The organism is Kitasatospora arboriphila (assembly GCF_039528095.1).
Lineage (GTDB): Bacteria > Actinomycetota > Actinomycetes > Streptomycetales > Streptomycetaceae > Kitasatospora > Kitasatospora arboriphila.
Genome location: NZ_BAAALD010000018.1, coordinates 1 through 22,491, shown reverse-complemented (window position 1 = coordinate 22,491; position 22,491 = coordinate 1). Strand labels below are relative to the sequence as shown.

General features: G+C 76.9%; 22 protein-coding genes. 16 read left to right on the top strand and 6 right to left on the bottom strand.

All coding sequences use genetic code 11. The features are described from left to right. Positions 1-2 precede the first annotated feature (2 nt). Positions 3-1,289, top strand: a complete 1,287-nt coding sequence (locus ABD353_RS12315; protein WP_344623577.1) for an RNA polymerase sigma factor — start codon at positions 3-5, stop codon at positions 1,287-1,289. A 27-nt stretch (positions 1,290-1,316) separates the two neighbouring features. Here the strand turns inward: ABD353_RS12315 and ABD353_RS12310 are convergent, their stop codons facing one another. After that, entirely contained in the window at positions 1,317-3,122 is a 1,806-nt protein-coding gene (locus tag ABD353_RS12310; protein ID WP_344623576.1) for a hypothetical protein, read from the bottom strand. Positions 3,123-3,357: 235 nt separating this feature from the next. Further along, positions 3,358-4,089 (bottom strand): alpha/beta fold hydrolase, encoded by a 732-nt coding sequence (locus ABD353_RS12305; protein WP_344623575.1) that lies wholly within the window; start codon positions 4,087-4,089, stop codon positions 3,358-3,360. A gap of 221 nt (positions 4,090-4,310) precedes the next feature. On the opposite strand from ABD353_RS12305, the gene ABD353_RS12300 reads away from it, so the two are divergent. Beyond that, positions 4,311-5,198 (top strand): S-methyl-5'-thioadenosine phosphorylase, encoded by an 888-nt coding sequence (locus ABD353_RS12300; RefSeq protein ID WP_344623574.1) that lies wholly within the window; start codon positions 4,311-4,313, stop codon positions 5,196-5,198. 170 nt (positions 5,199-5,368) lie between these two features. Here the strand turns inward: ABD353_RS12300 and ABD353_RS12295 are convergent, their stop codons facing one another. Then, positions 5,369-5,518, bottom strand: coding sequence for a hypothetical protein (locus tag ABD353_RS12295; RefSeq protein ID WP_344623573.1), 150 nt, complete (start codon positions 5,516-5,518; stop codon positions 5,369-5,371). A 54-nt stretch (positions 5,519-5,572) separates the two neighbouring features. Between ABD353_RS12295 and ligD the strand changes: the two genes are divergently transcribed. The 7 genes from ligD (at position 5,573) to ABD353_RS12260 (ending at position 14,090) form a co-directional block, all read left to right on the top strand. Then, positions 5,573-6,469 (top strand): non-homologous end-joining DNA ligase, encoded by an 897-nt coding sequence (ligD, locus tag ABD353_RS12290; RefSeq protein ID WP_344623572.1) that lies wholly within the window; start codon positions 5,573-5,575, stop codon positions 6,467-6,469. Positions 6,470-6,977: 508 nt separating this feature from the next. After that, positions 6,978-7,694, top strand: a complete 717-nt coding sequence (locus tag ABD353_RS12285) for an SMI1/KNR4 family protein (protein WP_344623571.1) — start codon at positions 6,978-6,980, stop codon at positions 7,692-7,694. 91 nt (positions 7,695-7,785) lie between these two features. Next, a complete protein-coding gene (locus tag ABD353_RS12280; protein WP_344623570.1) occupies positions 7,786-9,081 on the top strand; it encodes an MFS transporter in 1,296 nt (431 codons plus the stop codon). Positions 9,082-9,197: 116 nt separating this feature from the next. Continuing rightward, a complete protein-coding gene (locus ABD353_RS12275; RefSeq protein ID WP_344623569.1) occupies positions 9,198-9,938 on the top strand; it encodes a response regulator transcription factor in 741 nt (246 codons plus the stop codon). Positions 9,939-9,945: 7 nt separating this feature from the next. Next, complete coding sequence (locus ABD353_RS12270; RefSeq protein WP_344623568.1) at positions 9,946-11,103, top strand: sensor histidine kinase; 1,158 nt, start codon at positions 9,946-9,948, stop codon at positions 11,101-11,103. Positions 11,104-11,269: 166 nt separating this feature from the next. Beyond that, entirely contained in the window at positions 11,270-12,322 is a 1,053-nt protein-coding gene (locus tag ABD353_RS12265) for a lytic polysaccharide monooxygenase auxiliary activity family 9 protein (RefSeq protein ID WP_344623567.1), read from the top strand. 298 nt (positions 12,323-12,620) lie between these two features. Beyond that, positions 12,621-14,090 carry a bifunctional phosphatase PAP2/diacylglycerol kinase family protein gene (locus ABD353_RS12260; protein WP_344623566.1) on the top strand — a complete coding sequence of 490 codons (1,470 nt, stop codon included), beginning with the start codon at positions 12,621-12,623 and terminating at the stop codon, positions 14,088-14,090. On the opposite strand, the gene ABD353_RS12255 is transcribed toward ABD353_RS12260, so the two are convergent. Next, positions 14,069-14,515: a hypothetical protein gene (locus ABD353_RS12255; protein ID WP_344623565.1), complete on the bottom strand. Its 447-nt coding sequence runs from the start codon at positions 14,513-14,515 to the stop codon at positions 14,069-14,071. The two genes, ABD353_RS12260 and ABD353_RS12255, sit on opposite strands and share 22 nt — an antisense overlap. 62 nt (positions 14,516-14,577) lie before the next feature. Here ABD353_RS12255 and ABD353_RS12250 point away from each other — a divergent pair, with 62 nt between their 5' ends. Beyond that, positions 14,578-15,366, top strand: a complete 789-nt coding sequence (locus tag ABD353_RS12250) for a DNA-formamidopyrimidine glycosylase family protein (protein WP_344623564.1) — start codon at positions 14,578-14,580, stop codon at positions 15,364-15,366. A 29-nt stretch (positions 15,367-15,395) separates the two neighbouring features. On the opposite strand, the gene ABD353_RS12245 is transcribed toward ABD353_RS12250, so the two are convergent. Continuing rightward, entirely contained in the window at positions 15,396-16,295 is a 900-nt protein-coding gene (locus ABD353_RS12245; protein ID WP_344623563.1) for an RNA ligase family protein, read from the bottom strand. A gap of 73 nt (positions 16,296-16,368) precedes the next feature. Further along, positions 16,369-16,998 carry a nucleoside/nucleotide kinase family protein gene (locus tag ABD353_RS12240; RefSeq protein WP_344623562.1) on the bottom strand — a complete coding sequence of 210 codons (630 nt, stop codon included), beginning with the start codon at positions 16,996-16,998 and terminating at the stop codon, positions 16,369-16,371. 92 nt (positions 16,999-17,090) lie between these two features. Here ABD353_RS12240 and ABD353_RS12235 point away from each other — a divergent pair, with 92 nt between their 5' ends. The 6 genes from ABD353_RS12235 to ABD353_RS12210 form a co-directional block, all read left to right on the top strand. After that, the gene (locus tag ABD353_RS12235; RefSeq protein WP_344623561.1) at positions 17,091-17,594 is read left to right on the top strand and encodes an HD domain-containing protein; all 504 of its coding nucleotides are present in this window, start codon (positions 17,091-17,093) and stop codon (positions 17,592-17,594) included. 162 nt (positions 17,595-17,756) lie between these two features. After that, the gene (locus ABD353_RS12230; protein WP_344623560.1) at positions 17,757-17,927 is read left to right on the top strand and encodes a hypothetical protein; all 171 of its coding nucleotides are present in this window, start codon (positions 17,757-17,759) and stop codon (positions 17,925-17,927) included. Continuing rightward, on the top strand, positions 17,924-18,229 hold the full coding sequence (locus ABD353_RS12225; RefSeq protein ID WP_344623559.1) for a dsRBD fold-containing protein: 306 nt from the start codon (positions 17,924-17,926) through the stop codon (positions 18,227-18,229). Before ABD353_RS12230 ends, ABD353_RS12225 begins: the two co-directional genes overlap by 4 nt. 179 nt (positions 18,230-18,408) lie before the next feature. Next, positions 18,409-20,112, top strand: a complete 1,704-nt coding sequence (locus ABD353_RS12220) for a serine/threonine-protein kinase (protein ID WP_344623558.1) — start codon at positions 18,409-18,411, stop codon at positions 20,110-20,112. Between the two features lie 11 nt (positions 20,113-20,123). After that, positions 20,124-21,404, top strand: coding sequence for a hypothetical protein (locus tag ABD353_RS12215; protein ID WP_344623557.1), 1,281 nt, complete (start codon positions 20,124-20,126; stop codon positions 21,402-21,404). Between the two features lie 138 nt (positions 21,405-21,542). After that, on the top strand, positions 21,543-22,491 hold a 949-nt coding region (locus ABD353_RS12210; RefSeq protein ID WP_344623556.1), incomplete at its 3' end, for a type II toxin-antitoxin system PemK/MazF family toxin.

Genomic DNA, 22,491 nt, shown 5'->3' with positions numbered 1-22,491 from the left:
CGATGGGCACCGACCCGGAGGTCGCCGCCGCGGTCGCGGACGCGCACCGGCACGAGTGGGCCTTCGTGCTCGCCGCGACGGCGCGCGTCACCGGCGACCTCGACCTGGCCGAGGAGTGCGTGCAGGACGCGTACGCCAGGGCGCTCACGGTGTGGGGCGACCGCGGCATCCCGCGGCGTCCCGGCGCCTGGCTCACCACCACCGCCCGCAACCGGGCCACGGACGAGCTGCGCCGCCGCGCCGCGCTGCGCCGCACGCTGCCGCGCCTGCTCGACCCCGCCGCGGCCCCCGGGGCGGACGGGCCCGTCGTGCCGGAGCCGGCCGAGGAGGAGGAGGAGGAGGAGGAGTTCCCCGACGACCGGCTCCGGCTGATCTTCACCTGCTGCCACCCGGCGCTCGCCGAGGAGGCCGAGGTCGCCCTCACCCTGCGGCTGCTCTGCGGCCTGACCACCGCCGAGGTGGCCCGGGCCTTCCTGGTCGGCGAGAGCGCCATGGCCGCCCGCATCACCCGCGCCAAGAAGAAGATCGCCGCCGCGCACATCCCCTACCGGGTGCCGCCCGCCGCGGAACTGCCCGAACGCATCGACGCCGTGCTCACCGTCGTCCACCTGGTCTTCACCACCGGCCACACCGCCCCCGCCGGCGACGACCTCGTCCGCCGCGACCTGTTGGAGCGCGCCGTCGACCTCGCCCGGATGCTGCGCACCCTGCTGCCGCAGGACGCCGGGGTCGCCGGACTGCTCGCCCTGGTCCTGCTGACCGACGCCCGGCGCGAGGCCCGCTCGGCCGAGGACGGACGGATGCTCCTGCTCGCCGAGCAGGACCGGCGGCGCTGGGACCGCGCGCAGATCGACGAGGGCCTCGCCCTCGTCCGCGAGGCGCTGCGCCCCCGGCCGCCCGGACGCTTCGCGCTGATGGCGGCCGTCGCGGCCGTCCACGCCGAGGCACCGAGCTGGCAGGAGACGGACTGGCGCGAGGTGGTCGCGCTCTACGACCTGCTGGTGCAGATCTGGCCGTCGCCGGTGGTCGCCCTCAACCGGGCCGTCGCGCTCGGCTTCGCCGCCGGCCCGGCTGCCGGGCTCGCCGCGCTCGACGCCCTGGCCGCCGAACCGCAACTGGCCGGCTACGGCTACCTCGCCGCCGCCCGCGCCGACTTCCTGCGGCGCCTGGGCCGCACGGCCGAGGCGCGGCTGGCGTACCAGGAGGCGCTGGTGCTCACCGCGAACACCGTCGAACGCGACTTCCTGGCCGGCCGGCTGCGCGCGCTGGACGCCCCCGGCCCGGTCTGAGCGCCGCCGGGGCCGGGTGCCGTACCGTCAGCGCAGGCAGCCGGCGATCCGGACGGTGGTCCGGGCGTGCGCGACGAGGCCGCTGTCCGGGTCGGTGGCCGCGAAGTCGAGGGTGTAGTCGCCGTCGGCGAGCAGCGGCACGGTGCTGCGCCCGGAGCCGCCGGTGCCGAGGGTGACCGGGCCGCCCGGTCCGGTGATCTGCCAGAGGGTGTGCTGCGGGTCGGTGATCGGCCGGTCGCCCGGCCGGGTGCGGGCCGTGCCCGTGAACGTCTCCTCGCAGCCCCGGTGGAGCGTCCCGCCCGGCTGCGGCGCGGTGACGGCGACCACCGGGGGCTGCGGCCGGGCCGAGGCGCTGCCGCCCGGCGCGGGCGCGGTGACGGTGCTCGCGCCCGGCCGCGGTGTGGCGCCGGGCGTGCGGGAGGCGCCGCCGGCCGAGGGCCCGGCCGTGGGCGTGCCGACGGACGCGGACGGGCCGGGCGAACCGCTCGGCCCGGCCGTCGCCGGGGTCGGCAGGCCCGGGACGGTCGGGACGTCCCAGGAGGGCGGCGGGACGGCCGGGGCGGCCGCGGTCACCGTCGGGCCCGGCCGGGTGGGCGGGGCGTCGACCGTGCCGCAGACCGCGACGGCCGTGATCTGCTGGCTCGCCGGCACGGTGGCGCCGCGGAGCTCCTGGTCGTCGGCGCCGCGCGCCCGCGAGTCGAAGTAGCCGTTGCCGGTGAGCTCTTCGCGGTTGCGGTGCTCGATCCACACCGAGTCGTGGAACTGGGTGCCGGCGGTCTGCTCGTTGCGTCCGGCGAGGTGCCACTCCCGGACGACGTGCCCGGAGCTGCCGGGCGGCGGTCCGTCCGCGGAGGCGTACAGCAGGCCGTCGCCGAAGTACGGCTGCGGACGGGCGCCGCCGCCCGCGGAGGCCACGGTGAAGCCGAAACCGCCGCCCACCGCGAAGGTCTTCTTCGGGCACCGCACGGTGAGTTCGGCCGTGCCGCCGGCCGCGACGGCGGCCTGCGCGGTCACCACGGAGACGTCCTTCAGCTTGGCGCAGATCGCCCGGACGCCGACCGCGTAGTTGGCCTGCGGCGGCTGCGGGTCCTCGATCCTGGTCCGGCGTTCGGCACTGTCGCTGCTCTGCAACGGGTAGGTGCGGGACGCGAGTCGGGTCCCGGGATTGACCGAGGCCACCCAGGAGAACGGGGCGGTGCCGGAGCCGTCGAGCGGGGCGAGCCGCTCCAGCGGCAGCGGGGCCGCGCCGTGCCCGGTGACGGCCCGGTCGGCCCGGAACTCCATGCCGGTCATGGTGAATCCGGGGATGCAGGTGTCCGTGCCGAGCGCGGAGCCGGCCAGCCCGGCCCAGGGGCCGTCCGTGGTCAGGTCGTGGATCCGGCCGTCGGCGCCGGCGGTCACCTTGTCCACGCGGTCCCGGAAGGCCAGCGCCCGCCGGGTGTAGCCGCCGCGCGGCGCGAACTCCACCGGCGCGTTCACGCACAGCGCGTACACGGTGAGGGTGACCGGCGCGCTGCCCGGGTTGTACGCGGCCGCCAGCCACGCGCTGCTGCCGACGAACTCGCTGGTGGTGGCGTAGCCGGCGCCGTCGACGGCGTACCCGCCGCCGAGCGCCGTCTCGTTCGCGGCACAGCCCGCCACCGCCGTCCGCTGCCCGCCGGCCTCCAGCGCCACCTGCGCGTTGCGCTGCACCACCCGCAGCTGCGGCTCCGTCCTCGCCCACCACACGCCGGCGCCGACCGCGCCGGTGAGCACCAGGGCCCCGGCCGCCACCGCGGCGGCGGTCTTGCCGCCCAGCACGCCGGCCGCTCCCGCCCGGACCGCAGAACCCATCGCCGCCGCCCCTCCGCCCCGTTCGGGGCGTCCCGCGCCATCAGGACGTGCCGTGCCCGGCCGCGCCGGCCCGTGGAAGTGCCCTTGTGCCCCACGCGCCCCGGCGCACCCGTGCCCGTGGGGAGGTGCTCCCGCGGGGTGTGCGAGGGGACGGCCGGCACAATGTAGCGCCGCCGCAGAGCCGCGCCCAGGGTCCGCACAACGCTTTCCGTGCGGGGCCCCGGACGGCGGACGGTCAGCGGTGGGCGAGGGCGAGCAGGAGTCCGCCGTCGGCCGAGGCCGGCAGGTCGAGGGCGGCCGCCACGTCCGGCGGGAGGTCGCGCAACCCCAGCAGGCCGGCGGTGAGTTCGGCGGTCGCGCGGTGCCAGTCGCCGGCCCGGCGCAGCAGGGTGTGACCGCTGCCCGCCACCCGGTAGCCGGCCGCCCGGGCGCCGGCGTCGCGGGCCCGGCCGGCGAAGCGCAGGGTGGCGTCCGGCGCGGTGACCCGGTCCAGGTCGCCGTGCAGCATCAGCAGACGGCGGCCGGTCAGGTGCTCGCACGGCTCGTCGTCGGGGCACCAGGGGGCGAGTGCGACCACGCCGGTCACACAGGGGTGCCCGCCGGCCCGCAGGGCGGCGCGGCCGCCCATCGAGTGGCCGATCAGCACGGTCGGCACCGGGCCGAGTTCCTCGGCGAGCTCCTCCAGGGCGGCGAGGGTGTCTTGGGCGGCGTCGGCGCGCTCGCCGTTCCAGCCGCGGCAGCGGTAGCGGACGACGCCGACCGCCACTCCCGCGCCGGCGGTGGCCTTCTCCACGGCCCGGGCGAAGGGGCGCATCCGCAGCCCGGGCAGGTTGACCGGGCCGGGCCGGTGCAGGCCCGCCTCCTGGCCGCCGTGCAGCACCAGCACCGCGGCGGCGGGTGCCTCGGGCCGCTCGCGCCACACCAGCGCCCGGTGGCCGGGTGCCCCCGGGACCGCCTGTCCGTCCATCGCCGTCACTCCTGTCAGCCGAGGCTGTCACTGTACGCGGCGCCGCGGAGCGGCCGGGAGGACGGCCCGGCCGCCGGCGCCCGCGGGTGCGCCGTCCGCGGACCGTTCGGCGTCCGTCCCGTTGGTGCGGCCCCGCGGCTCGTAGGGTTGGGGACGCCGGCCGGCCGCGGTTCCGGCCGGCAGCCGTCCGACGAGAGACCGTCACCCCCGAAGGAGAGGCCATGCCTGACGCCCCCTCGATCCCGCCCGCCACGGGCGCCCCCGCCCGGGCCGAGATCGGCGTGATCGGCGGTTCCGGCCTGTACGCGCTGCTCGACGACGTCACCGAGGTCACCGTGCAGACCCCGTACGGGCCGCCGAGCGACTCGGTCTTCCTCGGCGAGGTGGCGGGCCGCAGCGTCGCCTTCCTGCCGCGGCACGGCCGCGGGCACACCCTGCCGCCGCACCGGATCAACTACCGGGCCAACCTGTGGGCGCTGCACTCCCTCGGGGTGCGGCAGGTGCTCGGGCCGTGCGCGGTCGGCGGGCTGCGCACCGAGTACGGCCCGGGCACGCTGCTGGTGCCGGACCAGTTCGTCGACCGGACCCTCGGCCGGGCCCAGACCTTCTACGACGGACTGCCGCTGCCGGACGGCTCGCTGCCGGAGGTGGTGCACGTCTCGATGGCGGACCCGTACTGCCCGGACGGCCGGCGGGCCGCGCTGGCCGCCGCCCGCGCCAACGCCTGGGAGCCGGTCGACGGCGGCACCCTGGTGGTCATCGAGGGGCCGCGCTTCTCCACCCGCGCGGAGTCCCGCTGGTTCACCGCCAACGGCTGGTCGGTGGTCGGCATGACCGGCCATCCGGAGGCCGTGCTCGCCCGCGAACTCGGGCTCTGCTACACCTCGTTGGCGCTGGTCACCGATCTGGACGCGGGGGTGGAGACCGGCGAGGGCGTCACCCACGCCGAGGTGCTGGAGGTCTTCGCCCGCAACGTGGACCGGCTGCGCACGGTGCTGTTCAAGGCGGTGGCCGACCTGCCGGCCGCGCGGGACTGCGTCTGCTCGCACGCCCTCGACGGCCTGGAGACCGGGCTGGCCGGCGTCCCCGAGCCGCCCGCCGCCGGGTGACCGGCTCCGCACCCGCCTCCGCACGCAGGGGCGCGCCGCGCGGGCGCCGCAGGGAGAACCGTTTCGCTGCCCCGGCCGCCCCCTAGTCTGGCGTTCCGAGGGCCCGGCTCACCGACGCGACCGAGCCCTCGGGCCGACGCCGTGCCCAGCCCTGCCCCGCCCGCCGCGGTTCAGGACGCCCGGCGCGGTGCGGCCTCCTTGGCGGTGGTCTTCGCTGCCGTCTTCTTCGCAGCCGCGGCGGTCCGCTCGGTCGGGGCCTTGCGGGCCGCCGCGGCCTTCTTGGCCGGCGCCTTCTTCGCCGGGGTCTTCCGGGTGGACACCTTTCCAGGTGACCTGTGGCATGACCTGCCGCTTTCATGGGGATTTACCACGGTATGCCGGAGCGACAGGTCACGGAAGTCGAAGGCCGCCGCCTGGTCCTCTCCCACCTGGACAAGGTGCTGTGGCCGGCCACCGGCTGGACGAAGGGCCAGGCCCTCTACTACTACGCCCAGGTCGCGCCGCACCTGCTGCCGCACGTCCGGCGCCGGCCGGCCACCCTGCTGCGCTTCCCCTCCGGGGTCGGCGAGGAGGGCTTCTTCGCCAAGAACCCGCCGCCCGGCCTGCCCGACTGGGTCCGCACCATGGTCGTCGACAGCCACGAGGGGCCCAAGGACCGCGTCACCGTCGACGACCTGCCCACCCTGATGGCCCTCGCCAACGGGTACGCCCTCGAACTCCACGTGCCGCAGTGGAACGCCGACACCGGGCCCGCCGACCACGACCGGCTGGTCATCGACCTCGACCCGGGCCCCGGCGCCGACGTCATGCTCTGCTGCGCGGTCGCCCTGCTCGTCCGCGAACGCCTCGCCGAGGACGGCCTCACCGCCCACGTCAAGACCTCCGGCAGCAAGGGCCTCCACCTGTACGCGGCACTGCGGCCGAGCGGGGCCTCCGCCGTCGTCGGCTACGCCCGCACGCTCGCCGAACGCCTGGCCGCCGACCACCCCCGCCACGTGGTCAGCAGGATGGCCAAGGCGCTGCGCCGCGGCAAGGTCTTCGTCGACTGGTCGCAGAACACCACCGCGAAGACCACCGCGGCGCCCTACACCCTGCGCGCCACCGCGACCCCCGGCGTCTCCACCCCGATCACCTGGGCCGAGGTCGAGCAGTGCACCGCCCCCGGCGACCTCGCGTTCACCCCCGAGGACGTCCTCGCCCGCACCGCCGAGCACGGCGACCTGTTGGCCCCGCTCCTCGGCGAAGCGGCGGAACTCCCGGACAGCGACTGACCGTTGCGGTCCCGACGGCCGGCCTCCGTCACCCGGCCGCCGTCCACAGGCGGCGTGCCCGGGCGACCTCCTCGCGGCGGACGGCCTGCTTCCGGCGGTACGCCCAGGGGCCCCACCAGTCCGGTGCAAAGGGCGGGAGGACGCGGGCGGCGGCCTGGTCGGGATGCAGGCCGAGGCGGCGCAGCGGGGCGGCGCGGACCCGGACGGTGACGTGGCCGCGCCAGCGCCCGCCGAGCGCGGGATCGGGCCCGCAGGCCAGGTCGTGGCGGACGTCCTGCCCGTCGAGCGGCGACCAGTCGATGCCGCGGTCGCGCAGTCAAACGGCGAGGGCGAACCCCGGGCGCGGCAGACCGGACAGGTTCTCGACGGTGAAGAGGGTCACCCATTCCCCGGGATCGGTGGTGCTCGTGGTGTCCATCGACCCAGCCTGCCAGTGCGGCTGACGCCCTGTCGCCCGGATTTCCGGGCGCCTGCCGGACGGTCGGACCCGGCCGGTAGGGTCCCGGGTATGACACACGGGTTCGATCTCGTCGAAGGTGTCGCGGCCGGTCTCGAAGACCGTGCGGCGGCCTGGTGGTTCGTGCAGGACTTCGCGGAGCACTGGGTCGCTCCGCTCGCGGAGGGCGACGGCTGGGCGGAGGCCGACCTCGCCGCCGCGGAGGAGCGGCTCGGCCACCGGCTGCCCGCGGCGCTCCGCGAGGCCTACGGCCGGTTCGGCCGGCGCACCGACCTCACCGCCAACCGCGACCCGCTGCTCGACCCCGCGGAGCTCCACCTCGACGCCGGGGGCCACCTGCTGGTCCTCCGCCACGCGAAGGAGGGCGCCACCGCCTGGGGCGTCCCGCTCGACGAACTGCACCGGCCCGACCCGGCCGTGGTGCTGGAGAGCGACGGCAGCCGGCGGCCCTGGCTGGACCGGCTCTCGGTGGCCCTGGTCGAACTCGTCCTCTCCGAGTCCCTGCACGCCCCCGACGGCCACGCCGACCTCCTCGAACCGCTCGACGTCGCGACGCTCCTCGCCCTCGAGGACGGCTACGTCCAACTGCCCTTCCCCGACTACCCGGTGTTCTCCGCCCCGGCCGGCAGCCGCTGGTTCGCCGGGGACGACGTGCTGCTCCGCGCGGACGACGGCGGCGCCCTCCGCGCCCGCGCCCGCACCGCCGAGGCCCTCGACGGCCTCCGCAAGGACCTCCCCGGCAACTGGCTGCGCGCGGACGGCGCGTGAGGCGGGCGATCCCCCTGCCCCGCACGGACGGTGCCGGCGCGCCGGTGAACGGCGGCACCGTCCGGGCCGCGACGGGAGCGGAGCCGGTGCGGTGACGGAAGCGGCGCAGGACGTGCGGGACGCCGGGGCGACGGGCCACGGTCCGAGCCTGTGGCGGCAGCGGGACTTCATGCTGCTGTGGGGCGGCCAGACGGTCAGTGAGACGGGATCGGCGGTCACCGAGGTCGCCCTGCCGCTGCTCGCGGTCGTCGCGCTCGGCGCGAGCACCTTCCAGGTCGGCCTGTTGACCGCGGCCACCACACTGGCGTTCGCGGTGATCGCGCTGCCGGCCGGTGCGATGGTGGACGGCACCGCCAAGCGCTCCGTCATGATCGTCTGCAATCTGCTCCGGCTGGTGATCATCGGATCGGTCCCGCTGGCCGCGGCGTTCGGCGTCCTGACGATGGCCCAGCTGTACGCGGTCGCCGTGGCGGCGGGCGTCTGCTCGGTGTTCTTCGACGTCTCGTACCAGAGCTACGTGCCGTCGCTCGTCCGCGCCGAGCACCTGATGAACGCCAACGGCAAGCTCGGGACCACCCAGGCACTCGCACAGTTCGGCGGGCCGGGGCTGGGCAGCGGGCTGGTCTGGTCGGTCGGCGCCGCGGGGGCGATGACGGCCGACGCGCTGTCCTACGCGCTCTCGGTCCTGTCGGTCCTCGGGATCAGGACCCGGGAGGAGCGTCCGCGGGCGCGGCCGGCGGACGGGACGCTGCGCCGCCGGATCGCCGAGGGCCTGAGGTTCGTCCTCGGGCACCGCATCCTGCGCCGGGTCGTGGCGTGCACCGCCACCGCGAACCTGTTCTCCGGCATGGTCTCGGCGCTGGCGATGGTCTTCCTCGTCCGGGTGCTGCACGTGGGGCCCGCGCTGACCGGGCTGGTGATGGCGGCCGCGGCCGTCGGCGGGATCGCCGGAGGGCTGTTCGCCGGCCGGCTGGCCGAGCGGCTCGGCTCGGCCCGGATCATCTGGGTGTCGATGCTGGTGTTCGGCGCGCCGCAGGTCGTCGCGGCGGCCGCCCGGCCCGGCTGGGGGGTGCTGCTCTTCCCGCTGGGCTGGGGCGTCGCGGGCTTCTCCGCGATGGTCTACAACGTCGCGCAGCTCAGCTACCGGCAGTCGGTGACACCGCCGGAGCTGATGGGCCGGATGAACGCGGCCGTCCGCTGGGTCGTCTGGGGCACCCTGCCGGTCGGCGGCGTCCTCGGCGGGCTGCTCGGCACGCTGATCGGGATCCGGCCCGCACTCGGGCTGGCCCTCGTCGGCACCTGGGCGGCCGGCTGGTTCGTCTTCTTCTCCCCGCTCCGCCGGCTGCGCGACGTCCCCGGCCCCGAATCCGCCACGGCCGCACCCTGACGGCCGCCGCACGGCCACCCGGACTCCCCGGGTGGCCGTGAGCGGGTCCTTACGGAAGTCGTACGGACCGCCGGGGCCGGGCGGCAGGCCCCGGCCGTCTGCCTATCCTCGGAGGCGTGAACGCGTCCGACGGCGACAGCCGACCCCCGAACGCCGGCCGCATCCTGGTGGTCGACGACGATCCGACCGTCGCCGAGGTCGTCACCGGCTACCTCCGGCGGGCCGGCTACACCGTCGACCGGGCCGCCGACGGCCACCAGGCGCTGGCCGCCGCCGCGCACGGCCCCGACCTGGTGGTGCTCGACCTGATGCTGCCCGGCATCGACGGCCTGGAGGTCTGCCGCCGGCTGCGCGCGACCGAGCACGGCGCCCGGCTGCCGGTGGTGATGCTCACCGCGAAGGGCGACGAGTCCGACCGCATCCTCGGCCTGGAACTCGGCGCGGACGACTACGTCACCAAGCCGTTCAGCCCGCGCGAACTGGTGCTGCGGGTGCGCTCCGTGCTGCGCCGCGCCGGGGCCGCGGCCGCCCCGCCCTCCGCGGCGCCGGCCCCGGTGCTGGCGAGCGGCGACATGGAACTCGACCCGCAGGCCCGCCGCGCCCACCGGGCCGGCGTCGAACTGTCGCTCACACTGCGCGAGTTCGACCTGCTGGCGTTCTTCCTCCGGCACCCGGGCCGGGCGTTCGGCCGGGAGGAGCTGATGCAGCAGGTGTGGGGCTGGGAGTTCGGCGACCTGTCCACGGTGACCGTCCACGTCCGCCGGCTGCGCGAGAAGATCGAGGACGATCCGGCGGCGCCGCGCCTGATCACGACGGTCTGGGGCGTCGGCTACCGCTTCGACCCGGTGGGGAGCTGACACCGCCATGAGGGACCTGATGCTGATCGCCGCCTTCGCCGCCCTGGGCGCCGGCGCGGCCGGCCTGCTCGGCTGGCCGGCGGTGCGGCTGCTGCGCCGCCGGTCGGTCGCGCTCTCGCTGCTGTGCGTGGCCGTGGTGACGGTGCTGGCGATGACCACCGGCACGGTGGCGGTGGCGCAGGCGATGTTCCTCTCGGAGCACGACCTCGGCGTGGTCGTCACGGTGACCCTGATGGCCGCGGTCGTCTCGGTGGCCACCGCGGCGCTGCTGGGCCGACAGGTGGTGGCGGGCAGCCGGGCGTTGGCGGCGGCCGCCCGGACGGTGGGCAGTGAGGGCGGCTTCGCCCCGCCGGTGCAGCCGCTCGGCAGCGAACTCGCCCAGCTCAGCGAGGAGCTGGCGGCGACCAGTGCCCGGCTGGCGGAGTCGCGCCGGCGCGAGCAGGCCCTGGAGCAGTCGCGCCGGGAGCTGATCGCCTGGATCTCGCACGATCTGCGCACCCCGCTGGCGGGCCTGCGGGCGATGGCGGAGGCGCTGGAGGACGGGGTCGCCGAGGACCCGCCGCGCTACCTGGCCCGGATGCGCACCGAAGTGGACCGGCTGACCGGCATGGTGGACGACCTGTTCGAGCTGTCCCGGATCCAGGCGGGTGCGCTGACGCTCTCGCCGTCCCGGGTGTCGGTGTACGACCTGGTCGGCGACGCGATCGCCGGCGCGGCCCCGCTGGCCCGTGAGCGCGGCGTCCGGCTGGCGGGCGGCGCGGTGGCCGCCGAGCCGGTCGAGGTGGACGGCCGTGAGATCACCCGGGTGCTCGGCAACCTGCTGGTCAACGCGATCCGCTGTACCCCAGCGGACGGGGTGGTGGCGGTCGCGGCGCGGCGCGCGGAGGACGAGGTGCTGGTCTCGGTGACGGACGGCTGCGGCGGCATCCCCGAGGCCGACCTGCCGCGGGTCTTCGAGACCGGCTTCCGCGGCGGTGCCGCCCGGACCCCGCGGAGCACGGGCGGCGGCGCGGGCCCGCACCACGGGGACTCCGGGGCGGGCCTCGGCCTGGCGATCGTCCGCGGCATCGTGGAGGCGCACGAGGGACGGGCGACCGTCCGCAACGTCGCCGGCGGCTGCTGCTTCGAGATCGCGCTGCCGGACGCCGCGGCCGCCCGGGCGTGAGCGGCGGCCCGCCCGGCGGCGCGGGTCCGGGAATTTGTCATAGCCGCGACCGAATCCGTTTACAGCCGGCGGAGTCCGCGCTACGTTCCGAATGGGAGCGCTCCCACCCCTTCGCCCGGGGCCCGCCCCGCGGTCCCCGCCCCACCTGCCGAAAGGGACGACGCACATGGCCGACCTCCGCCGACGGTTACACCTGATCAGCCTGCTCACCCTGCTCGCCGCCCTGCCCGCACTCGTGCTGGTGGTGCTGGGCAGCCCCCGGGCCGCGGCCCACGGCGCGCCGATGGCGCCCGGCAGCCGGACCTTCCTCTGCTACCAGGACGCCATCACCCCCACCGGGGAGATCAAGCCCCGCAACGCGGCCTGCGCCGCCGCGGCCGCCACCGGCGGCACCACCCCGTTCTACAACTGGTTCTCCGTGCTGCGCTCGGACGGCGCGGGCCGCACCCGCGGCTTCGTCCCGGACGGACAGCTCTGCAGCGGCGGCAACCCCAACTTCACCGGCTTCGACCAGGTCCGCACCGACTGGCCGCTGACCCACCTGACGAGCGGCGCCGCGTTCACCTTCAGCTACAACGCCTGGGCGGCCCACCCCGGCTCCTTCCACCAGTACGTCACCAAGGACGGCTTCGACCCGGCCCAGCCGCTCACCTGGGACGCCCTGGAGAGCACGCCCTTCCGGTCCGTGGCCAACCCGCCGCTGTCCGGGACGGTCGGCACGATCGACGGCAAGTACACCTGGAACGGCACGCTGCCCGCGAACAAGTCCGGACGGCACGTCATCTACACCGTCTGGCAGCGCTCGGACAGCGCCGAGACCTTCTACTCCTGCTCCGACGTGGTCTTCGACGGCGGCACCGGCCAGGTCACCGGTGTCGGCGACGGCAGCGGCCCGACCGACCCGCCGCCGGCCGGCGCCGCCTGCTCCGCCGCCTACCGCACCGTCGGCAGCTGGTCCGGCGGCTACCAGGGCGAGGTGACGGTCAAGAACACCGGCACCACCCCGATCCTCGGCTGGATGGTGCACTTCACCCTGCCCGGTGGCCAGTCGCTGGCGAGCGTCTGGAACGGCGTCAGCACCGGCACCGGCACGGCCGCCACCGTCGACAACGCGGACTGGAACGGCTCCCTCGCCGCCGGCGCCTCCACCACCTTCGGCTTCGTCGCCAACGGCGGCGCACCCGACCCCGCGGTCGGGTACTCCTGCATGGTCATGTGACCGCAGGCCGCCCCGGCCGCAGGACGGCCTGCCGGCGAACCGCCCGCCGGCAGGCCCCGCGCGGCCGGCTCCTCCGTCGGCCCGTCGGCCCGCCCGCGTGCGGTGTGGCCGACCGTCAGCCGCCCGCAGCGCCTCGCCGGTCCGGACACCGCCGCCGCTGCTCCGGTCGGACCGGGCCAAGTGCGGTCCCGCGCAAGGGCGGTCCGGCACCGGGACGGTCCGCAGGCTCGCCCGGCCCCGGGCCCGTCGCCGCGCGCTGATCCGGCGCGGTCCGCGGCGGAGGGCCTAGGCTGACTCCATGAGGGCGCTGCGCAGTCTCGACCGCCGACTCTTCGCCCGCGTCGCCGTCAGCCGGCTGCGCGGTGCCCACCCGGTGCTGCCCCGGCTCAGCAAGGCGGCCAACCACGGGGTGCTGTGGTTCGGCGTCGCCGCCGCGCTCGCCGCCACCGGCAACCGCACCGCCCGGCGGGCCGCCCTGCGCGGGGCCGGCTCGCTCGCCCTGGCCTCGCTGCTGGCGAACGTCCCGGCGAAGTACGCCACCCGGCGGCCCCGGCCGCTGCTCGACGACGTCCCGCTCGCCCGGCGGCTGGCCGTCCAGCCGCTGACCACCTCCTTCCCCTCGGGCCACTCCGCCTCCGCCGCGGCCTTCACCGTCGGCCTGGCGCTGGAGTCGCCCGCGCTCGCCGTCTGCGCCGCCCCGCTGGCGTTCGGGGTGATGGCCTCCCGGGTGTACGTCGGGGTGCACTACCCCGGTGCGGTGCTGACCGGGGCGGCGCTCGGCGACGGCGCCGCGCTGCTCACCACCCGGTGGTGGCCGCGCGCCGCCGAGGAGCCGGCCCGGGCGGCCCCGGCGCGGATCACCGCCCCCGCGCTGCCGCGCGGCGCCGGGCTGGTCGTCGTGGTCAACGCCACCGCCGGGCCGGACGGCCCCGGGGCCACCGTCGCCGAACTCCGCCGCCTGCTCCCCGAGGCGGAGATCGTCGAACGCGGCCCCGAGGACGACCTGGCCGACCTGGTCGAGCAGGCCGCCGCCCGGGCCGCCGGGGCCGGCGGTGCGCTCGGCGTCTGCGGCGGCGACGGGTCCGTCAACCTGGCGGCCTCCGTCGCCCGCCGGGCCGGTCTGCCGCTCGCCGTCTTCCCCGGCGGCACCCTCAACCACTTCGCCCTCGACCTCGGTGTCGACGAACTCGCCCGCACCGCCGAGGCGGTGGAGAGCGGCAGCGCGGTCGCCGTCGACCTCGGCCGGGTCAGCGGGCCGGACGGCACCGACCTGCCGTTCCTCAACACCTTCAGCATCGGCGTCTACCCGGACCTCGTCCGCATCCGGGAGCGCCACGAGAAGCGGATCGGCAAGTGGCCGGCGCTCGCCGTCGCCCTGGTCGAGGTGCTCTCCTCCGCCGAACCCGTCCGGGTCTCCGTCGCCGGGGTGCCGCGCAACCTGTGGCTGCTGTTCGCCGGCAACAGCGTGTACGACCCGCCCGGCTTCGCCCCGACCCGGCGCACCCGCCTCGACGACGGCCTGCTCGACGTCCGCGCGGTCGACGGCAGCCACCCCTTCGCCCGGACGCGCCTGGTCGCCGCCTTCCTGCTCGGCACCCTCGGCCGCTCCCCGGTCTACCGCGAGGCCCGGCTGTCCGCCCTCGACCTGACCGACCTGCGGGGTGTCGCCCACGCCGCGGTCGACGGCGAGGTCGTCGACGCCCCCGAGCACCTGCTGCTCGCCAAGACGCCCGCCGGGCTGACGGTCTACCGCCCGGCCGAGGCCTGACCCGGCCCGGCGCCGACCGGCCCGACCGCGGCCGCCACCCCGTGGAGGCGGAGCCGCCCGGCCAGGAACTCCATCTCCACCTCGGTGCCGGTGAGGCCGGCCCCGGCCAGTTCGCCGGCCAGACGCCGGGCCTCGGCGAGCGAGCGGGTACCGTCCTCGCGCAGCACCCGCAGCAGGGCGAGCCCGCTCACCGCGGATCCCACCGGACGGACGGCGAAGGTGCCGTGCTCGGCCAGCAGCACCCGCCGGACGGAGTCGGGCGCCGGGCCCCAGTCCTCCTCGCAGGAGATGACCGAGCAATCGGCGCAGTCCGTGTCCACGCCCCAGCCGAGCCGCCCCCACCGCACGAACTGGCCGACCTCCCGGCGGACGGCGCCGCCGCACCGCCCGCACTCCACCGTGCTCCGCACCGCCCGACCGGTCACCGTGCCTCCCTCTCCGGCCCGCATCCTGCCACCGCGCCCCGCCGGACCGGCATGATGGGGGAGTGCCCGAAGGCGACACCGTCTACCGCACGGCCGCGCAGCTGCGGGAGGCCCTGGCCGGCCACCGGCTGACCGCGGCCGACCTGCGCGTGCCCGCCCACGCCACCGCCGACCTGACGGACCGCCTGGTGCTGGACGTCGTGCCGCGCGGCAAGCACCTGCTCACCCGCTTCGACGACGGCCTCACCCTGCACACCCATCTGCGGATGGACGGCCGCTGGGCGGTCTTCCGCACCGGAGAGAAGTGGCACGGCGGCCCGGCGCACCAGATCCGCGCCGTGCTCGGCACCGCCGAGCGCACCGCCGTCGGCTACCGCCTCCCCGTCGTCGAACTGCTCCGCACCGCCGACGAGGACCGGGCCGTCGGCCACCTCGGACCCGACCTGCTCGGCCCGGACTGGGACGCCGCCGAGGCGCTGCGCCGGCTCGCCGCCGACCCGGCCCGGCCGGCGGGCGAGGCCCTGCTCGACCAGCGCAACCTGGCGGGCATCGGCAACGTGTACGCCAACGAGCTGTGCTTCATGGCCGGTGTCACCCCGTGGACCCCGGTCGGCGAGGTCGCCGTGCTCGACCGGGTCCTCGCCAAGGCGCAGCACCTGCTGGAGGCCAACAAGCTGCGGGCCGAGCGGATCACCACCCGCGACCCGCACCCGGACCGCCGCACCTGGGTCTACGGCCGGGCCCGCCGTCCCTGCGCGCGCTGCGGCACCCGGCTGCGCACCGCCCCGCACGCCGAGGACCGCCCCGCCGTCTGGTGCCCGCACTGCCAGCGCGGCCCGACCCCCGGCTGAACCGCCCGGGCCGGGGACGGCGCCCGCGCTCACGGGGTGCGCCGCCCGGCCGCGTCGAGGCGGGCCAGCTCCAGGGCCGCGCTGCCGAGGCATGCGGTGAGGCGGACGGCCTGCGCGGCGGGCAGGCCGCCGAGCCGGTCCGCGAGGTCCTCGACGGTGTCCCGGGCGATCTCGGCGGCGACCGCCGCCGGAGCGGCCGCCGGGCCGAGTTTGGAGACGGCGGAGGGGGCCCCGGCCGCGGGGGGGGGGCCCGGCTGCTTGACCTTGAGCACCGGCCGGCCGACGGCCACCGGCACGGCCCCGGCGGGTTTCAGCACGTACCCCTCGGCGAGGTTGCCCGCCAGCGGCGGCAGGCCGAACCCGGCGGGGACGAGGCTCGGGAAGGCCGCGGGCAGCTCCTGCAGCCGTACCAGCGGTCCCTCGCCGAGCAGCGGGGCACACGGCAGCCCGGCCGCGGCCGCCGCGGCCCGGCGCAGCGCCGCGTCGCCGGCCCACCACCGCTCCCCGTGGACCTCCACCACCGCGTCGAAGACCGACCAGTGCAGGCCCGGCGCGTACCAGACGCCGGTCTGCACGGCCTGGGCGCCGTCCTGCGGCGGGACGGCCGGGTGCGGGTAGCGGCCGCCGAACAGCTCGCCGTACAGCACCACCCGCCCCGCGGCCCGGAGCTCCTCGCGCAGGGCCGCGGCGACGCGGCCGGCCGCCACCGAGAGGGCCGGCCAGATCCGGGCGAGGCCGAAGAAGCCGTCGAGTGCGTCACCGTCCAGCAGCGCGCGCCGCTTGGCCGCGCGGACCGCGCCGTCCTCGCAGAGCAGGGCGAGGTGGGCGCCGTGCACCTTCTCGGTGGCGGCCCAGGCACGGACGGCGGACCGGCTGAGCGCCGCCCGCTCCGGGATCTTCGGGTAGGGGGCGAAGGCGCTCTCGGACATCCGCCGAGCATCCCGGCCGGGCCCGTCCGGCGGCAACGGGATTACCCGCGGGGAGGGCCCGTGCCCTCCGTGCTCAGGGCTCGACGAGCGCCGGGTGCCGCGGGTCGTCGACCTTCACCGCCAGGTCGGCGGCCTCCCGCGGCCGGGTCTCCTCCTCGTAGCGGGCGAAGGCGGGCAGCGTCCAGCGCTCGGCCCCGGCGGTGTGCCGGGCGAGCGCGCCCGGGCCCATCGCGAGGTGGACCGTCAGCTCGAAGGGCAGCCAGCGGCCGAGCAGCAGCGGGCCGTCCAGCAGCAACACCCCGCCCGGCGGCAGTTCGGTGTACGGCGCCCGGGTGGCCCGGTCGGCGACGGCGTCCCACAGCGAGGGCAGCACCCGTCCGCTGCCGCCCGGGTCGAGCGGTGCCAGTACCTCACGCAGCAGCGCGCCGTCGTCGAGCCAGAGGTCGTGGAAGGCGTCGGCGTCCTGCCGGCCGTACTCCAGTCGGATCGAGGCGGGCCGCAGGAAGTCCGCGGCGGACACCCGCAGCACCGGGCGGCCGCGCAGCCGCAGCGGCCCGACCAGGGCGTCCGCCAGCGCGCCCGGCCGGGCGGCGTCCGCGCCGTCCACCGCGACCCGCACCCACGGCGCGTTCCGCGCGGCCTGCTCGACCCGGTCGGCGACCAGGGCGGTCAGCCGTTCCGCGGAGATCGGTGTCACCCGCACCCTGCTGCTCCTTCCCGTCGGCCCGGCCGACTATATTTCGCCGCGACTGACGGGCCGTCGGGGCCCGGCGCCGTACCCGAGGGGAGACCACCGTGGCCGAACCGGCCCTGGCCGACGTCGATGCCCTGGCCGCCCGTGCCCACGCCGGGCAGACCGACAAGATCGGCGTGCCGTACGTCGAGCACGTCCGGGCGGTGGCGGCCGGCCTCGCCCCGTTCGGCACCGGCCTGCAGATGGCCGGGCTGCTGCACGACGTGCTGGAGGACACCCCGCTGACCGCCGAGGACCTGCTGCGCGCCGGGGTGCCGTCCGCCGTGGTGGCGACCGTCCGGCGGGTCACCAAGGTCCCGGGCACGCCCTACGAGGAGATGCTGGCGCAGATCGCCGGCGACCACTCGGCGGCCCTGCTGAAGATCGCGGACAACGCGCACAACTCGCTGCCGGAACGGGCGGCGCAGCTGCCCGAGGCCCACCGCCTGCGGCTCGCCGGGCGCTACCGGGCCGCCCGCAGGGTGCTCTGGCCGGCGGTCGGCGAGGCCGACGTCCGGGCCGTCGTCGGCCTGGTCAACCCCGGTCTGCTGGCCGGGCTCGGCTGACACCGGCACCCGGCGGCGGTGGTGCGGCCGCCGTCCGCTGTGGCCCGCGGGCCCGGGCAGGAGCACGCTGGAAGCAGGAACGCGGCCGGCCCCGCCCGCCGCGGCGGCCCGCCGCCGCCGGGCGCCACGGGCCCGCCGACCGCCCGAGCACAGGGAGCGGCGATGTCCGACATGCAGCAGCGGATGAACGACAAGGCGGAGCGGGACGAGGAGGACGTGCGCTCGCGCGACCCCGAAGAGGGCATCACCTCGTACCAGACCGCGCACGCGCAGGACGAGTCGAGGGCCGAGGGCGACCGCCTCGACGAGCCCTCCGAGGAGCCCGGCCGGTGAGCGCGCTCGCCGGCGAGGGGCCGCACACCAGCGAGTGGCAGGTACGGCTGATGGTCACCGAGGACGGCGACGTCACCAGGGCGCACGCCGTCCTCGAGTCCGGCGGCACCGTGACGGAGGGCACCGGCGCGATGCAGGCCGACGCCGAGGCCCGCCGCAGCAGCCACGACCCCGCCGTCCCGATGATCGGCGACGAGCTCGCCGTCGGCCGTGCCCTGCTCGACCTCGGGCACCGGCTGGTGCACGCCGGTTCCGTCGCCGCCGAGGCCGCCGAGTCGGCCCGCCGCCGCGACACGGAGTGACCGTGCACGACCGATCCGCCCACCGCGGGAAGAAGGTAGCCGCAGGCGACAAGTAGTGTGCGAAACAGCCGAATCGTGACCTTCCGACACCCGTGGACCGGAACCCGCCGGACCACGGGTGCGTCACTGTCGGTGGCCGTACGCCCGGTACGGTGATCGACGTCATGGTGGCAGGAACGGTGGACGAGAACAGAGGCAAGGGCGGCCCCGAGGGCCAGGCCCCCCAGGACGCTGCGATTCCGCAGGACGCGCGCTGGGAGCTCCCCGGCTACACCCACGAGCGCGAGCTCGGTGCGGGAGCAGCCGGGCGCGTCGTGCTGGCCAGCCACGACGCGACCGGCACCCCCGTCGCGGTCAAGTACCTCAACGGCGACCACGCCGACCACGAGAACTTCCGCACCGAGGCCGGGCTGCTCGCCGGCCTCGACTCCCCGCACGTCACCCGTCTGTACGAGTACGTGGAGGGCCCGCGGGGCGCCGCCATCGTCATGGAGCTGGTCGACGGCATCTCGCTGCGCGACCTGCTGCAGGCCGAGGGCGCCACCGGCCCCGAGGCGGCGCTGACCGTGCTCAAGGGCTCGCTGCTCGGCCTCGCCGACGCCCACCGGGCCGGCGTGGTGCACCGCGACTACAAGCCCGGCAACGTCATCGTCACCACCGAGGGCGTCTCCAAGCTGGTCGACTTCGGCATCGCGGTGCAGAGCGGGGCCAAGGGCGACATCGCCGGCACCCCCGCCTACATGGCGCCCGAGCAGTGGGCCGGCGAGGCCGCCTCCCCGCGCGGCGACGTGTACGCCGCCACCGCGACCTTCTTCGAGTGCCTGACCGGCGCCAAGCCGTACGCCGGCACCACGCTGATGGAGCTGGCCGTCCAGCACACCGAGGCGGACATCCCCGACGAGCAGGCCCCCGAGGCGCTGCGCCCGCTGATCCGCTCCGGCCTGGCCAAGACCCCGCAGGACCGGCCGGAGGGCGCCGCCGAGCTGGTCGCCGACCTGGAGGCGGTCGCCGCCGGCGCGTACGGGCCGGACTGGGAGGAGCGCGGCCGGCGGCAGCTGGCCGGCCTGGTCGCGCTGCTGCCGCTGCTGCTGCCGCACCCGCACGGGCACGCCGCCGGCAACACCTCGGTCGCCACCACCACCCTGTCGCAGCCCCCGGGCGGCGTCACCGCCGTCCGGCGGTTCGGTCCGCGGGCCAAGCTGCTGAGCGCCGCCACCGGCCCCGACCTGCTCGGCGGCACCGTCGCCGAGGTCGCGGCCGCCGGCGCCTCCGACTCCACCACGACCACCGAGGTCGCCGCCCCGAAGGCCACCACGACCTTCGGTTCCGACGGCCCGGTGGCGGTGCCGTCGCCGTCCGCCCCGCCGTCCGGTTCGCCCTCGGCGTCCGCGTCCCCGTCGGCCTCCCCGTCGGCGTCGCCGTCGCCGAGCGCCTCCCCGACCACCTCGCCGTTCGCCTCGCCGAGCACCTCCCCGACCAAGAAGCCGACCACGGCCCCGCCGACCACGCCGCCGACCAGCGCCCCGCCGACCACGCCCACGACCAGCGCCCCGCCGCCGCCGACCCTGCGGGTCATGCGACTGAGCGTCAGCACCACCTGCGGCAGCCGGAACTACGAGGTGGTCGCCAGGATCACGGCCGCGACGGACGGTGCGGCGAGCGGCACGGTGACCGTCGCCTGGTACTCGGGCGTGAGCCGGCTGCCGGTCTCCACCGTTCAGCTCACCCTCCCGAAGGGCAAGACAAGCTTCAGCACCACGGTGTCGGCTCCGAGCACCTCCGGCTCCTGGACTGCGCGGGTGAGTTCGAGTCCGGCGGCCGAATCGGGCCAGGGCAGCGCATCCGGTCCCGTCAACACGAGCACTTGCGTCATCCTGACCTGAGGAAACGAGACATGAGCACCCCGCAGCAGCCGGACGAGGACGCCACCGTCCGCTTCGGCGCCAAGCCGCCCCGGGCGGACGAGACCGTGCGCCTGAACGCACCGAAGTCCGGCCCGGAGGAGACCGTCCGCCTCGGCCCGGCGCCCGTGCCCGCGGCGGGCCCCGAGGGCACCGTCCGGCTCGGCCCGGTGAAGCAGCCGGACCCGGAGGGCACCGTTCGCCCGGGCCCGGCCGAGCAGGCCGATCCGGAGGGCACCGTCCGGCTGAACGCGCCGCGGCCGAACCCGGACGCGACCGTCCGGCTCAACGTGCCCGTGCCCGCGCCGGACCCGGAGGGCACCGTCCGGCTCGGCCCGGCCAAGCAGGCGGACCCGGACGGCACCGTGCGGCTGAACGCCGCGAAGCCCGACCCGGAGGCGACCGTCCGTTTCGGCTCCTCGCCGGTGCCCGCGGCCGACCCGGAGGGCACCGTCCGGCTGAACCCCGCGCAGCCGAACCCGGACGCGACCGTCCTGCTCGGCGGAGCCGGGGCGCGGCCCGCGCCGCAGGCGTACCTCCCGCCGCCCTCGCAGCAGCAGCCGCCGGCCGAGAGCTTCGAGAGCGCCACCTTCCTCGACCCGCAGGTCTGGCCGACCCCGCCGGTCGGTACCGCCGTCCCGGCGCAGACCCCGGCGATGGGCACCCCGATCACCCCCGCCATGGGCACGCCCCTCACCCCCGCCATGGGCACTCCGGTGCCCCCGGCTGCGGCTGCGGCTGCCTCCGCGGCCGCGGTGCCCGGTCCGGCGCCCGCGGCGCAGGACGGGCTGCAGCGCTTCGGGCCGGGCGTGCCCCCGCAGGCGGCCGCCGTCTGGCACGGGGCGACCGCGCTGCCGCCGGTCCCGGAGCAGCCGAAGCGCCGGCGCCGCCGCTGGCTGCTGCTGCCGCTGCTCCTGCTGCTCGCGGTGCTCGCCTGGCTGGCCTGGGACCGTTACGGGCGGCCGGTCGCGGTGACCGGTGTCGCCGTGCGCACGGACAACGCGAACGGGCCCTCGTGCGACGGCACGGCGGTGATCACCGGAGCGATCTCCACCGAGGGCGGCGCGGGCACCGTCCGCTACCGCTGGAAGCGCAGTGACGGCACCGACTCCGGTGTCCTCACCCAGCCGGTCTCCAGCGGCCGCCGCACCACGGACGTGGTGCTCCGCTGGACCTTCCAGGGCCACGGCAGCATGCAGGCCACGGCCACCCTGGAGATCGTGGGACCGGGCAGCGGCACCTCCTCGGTGTCCTTCCCCTACACCTGCCCCTGACGGAGCCCCCGCCCCCGACGGCGCATCCCCGGCACCCGGCCCGCTGCGGCCGGGTGCCGGCGCGTTACTGACACGGTGTCAACCCGGCGGGCGGGGCCACCCCTGTCGGCCGCGCCGCGCAGGCCCTACCCTGCGTCCATGATCCTGCGCTCCGCGAAGCGGCTCGTGCTCCTTCTGCCGGTGCTGTGGCTGACCTCGCTCACCTACGCGGCCTGCGCCGTGCTGGTCGTCCACCTCCGCCACAGCGACCCGGAGGTCGAGCGCGAGCTCGCGCAGGGCGCGAACCAGTGGCCGGCGCTCGCCGCGCTGGCGGTGGCCACCGCGGTCGCCACGGCCTGGGCCCGGCGGCCCGACCGGAGCCGCAGGTTCCCCTGGTACCGGCTGGCGGCGCGGTCGCTCGCGCTGTTCGCGGCGGCCGTGTCCGCCGCGCTGCTCTCGTACCACCGAGGCGGCCCCGACTTCGACCACCTGCTCGGCCTGGGCGCCGTCACCACCTTCGCGGTGGTGCTGTGCCTCCTCGGCTGGGGGCTGCTCAACCTCGGTCCCGTCCGGGCGGCGGCGGGGGCGGCGGCAGCGGCGGCGGCCTCGGCGGCGTGGTCGGTCCGCGCGCCCGAGCGGTCGACGGTCGCGGTGCTGGCGGCGGTGGCGCTGCTGGTGGCGATCGGCACGGCGGCGGCCGCGCTCTGGCGGGTGCCGCGGGTGCGGCTGCTCGCCGGGCTGCCCCCGGTCGAGTGGACCGGCGGCGGCCTCCGTCCGCCGGCGCGCCGGCCGGTGCCGGGCGAGATCTGGTGGGCGGACGTGCAGTTCGAGGAGTCCGGCGAATCCAAGGACCGGCCGGTGCTGGTGGTGCGCGTCCGGGAGGACCGGCTGGAGGTGCTGAAGAGCACCAGCCAGGACCGGCTCGGCCGCGACGACCACATCCGGCTGCCCACCCGCACCTGGAACCCGGAGGCGGCCCACGACAGCTGCCTCGACCTGAGGCTGCGCACCCTGACGGCGGAACGGCTGCGCCGCTACGCGGGGCCGTGCCCGGTCGGGGTGCGGCGGGTGGTCCGCGGCCGCACCCTGCCGCTGGTGAAGCCGCCGC

Coding starts and splice junctions, on each gene's coding strand:
- ABD353_RS12285 (WP_344623571.1), top strand. CDS start 6,978: ATGACACACGGGTTCGATCTCGTCGAAGGTGTCGCGGCCGGTCTCGAA.
- ABD353_RS12270 (WP_344623568.1), top strand. CDS start 9,946: ATGAGGGACCTGATGCTGATCGCCGCCTTCGCCGCCCTGGGCGCCGGC.
- ligD (WP_344623572.1), top strand. CDS start 5,573: ATGCCGGAGCGACAGGTCACGGAAGTCGAAGGCCGCCGCCTGGTCCTC.
- ABD353_RS12265 (WP_344623567.1), top strand. CDS start 11,270: ATGGCCGACCTCCGCCGACGGTTACACCTGATCAGCCTGCTCACCCTG.
- ABD353_RS12310 (WP_344623576.1), bottom strand. CDS start 3,122: ATGGGTTCTGCGGTCCGGGCGGGAGCGGCCGGCGTGCTGGGCGGCAAG.
- ABD353_RS12215 (WP_344623557.1), top strand. CDS start 20,124: ATGAGCACCCCGCAGCAGCCGGACGAGGACGCCACCGTCCGCTTCGGC.
- ABD353_RS12300 (WP_344623574.1), top strand. CDS start 4,311: ATGCCTGACGCCCCCTCGATCCCGCCCGCCACGGGCGCCCCCGCCCGG.
- ABD353_RS12315 (WP_344623577.1), top strand. CDS start 3: ATGGGCACCGACCCGGAGGTCGCCGCCGCGGTCGCGGACGCGCACCGG.
- ABD353_RS12245 (WP_344623563.1), bottom strand. CDS start 16,295: ATGTCCGAGAGCGCCTTCGCCCCCTACCCGAAGATCCCGGAGCGGGCG.
- ABD353_RS12305 (WP_344623575.1), bottom strand. CDS start 4,089: ATGGACGGACAGGCGGTCCCGGGGGCACCCGGCCACCGGGCGCTGGTG.
- ABD353_RS12230 (WP_344623560.1), top strand. CDS start 17,757: ATGTCCGACATGCAGCAGCGGATGAACGACAAGGCGGAGCGGGACGAG.
- ABD353_RS12260 (WP_344623566.1), top strand. CDS start 12,621: ATGAGGGCGCTGCGCAGTCTCGACCGCCGACTCTTCGCCCGCGTCGCC.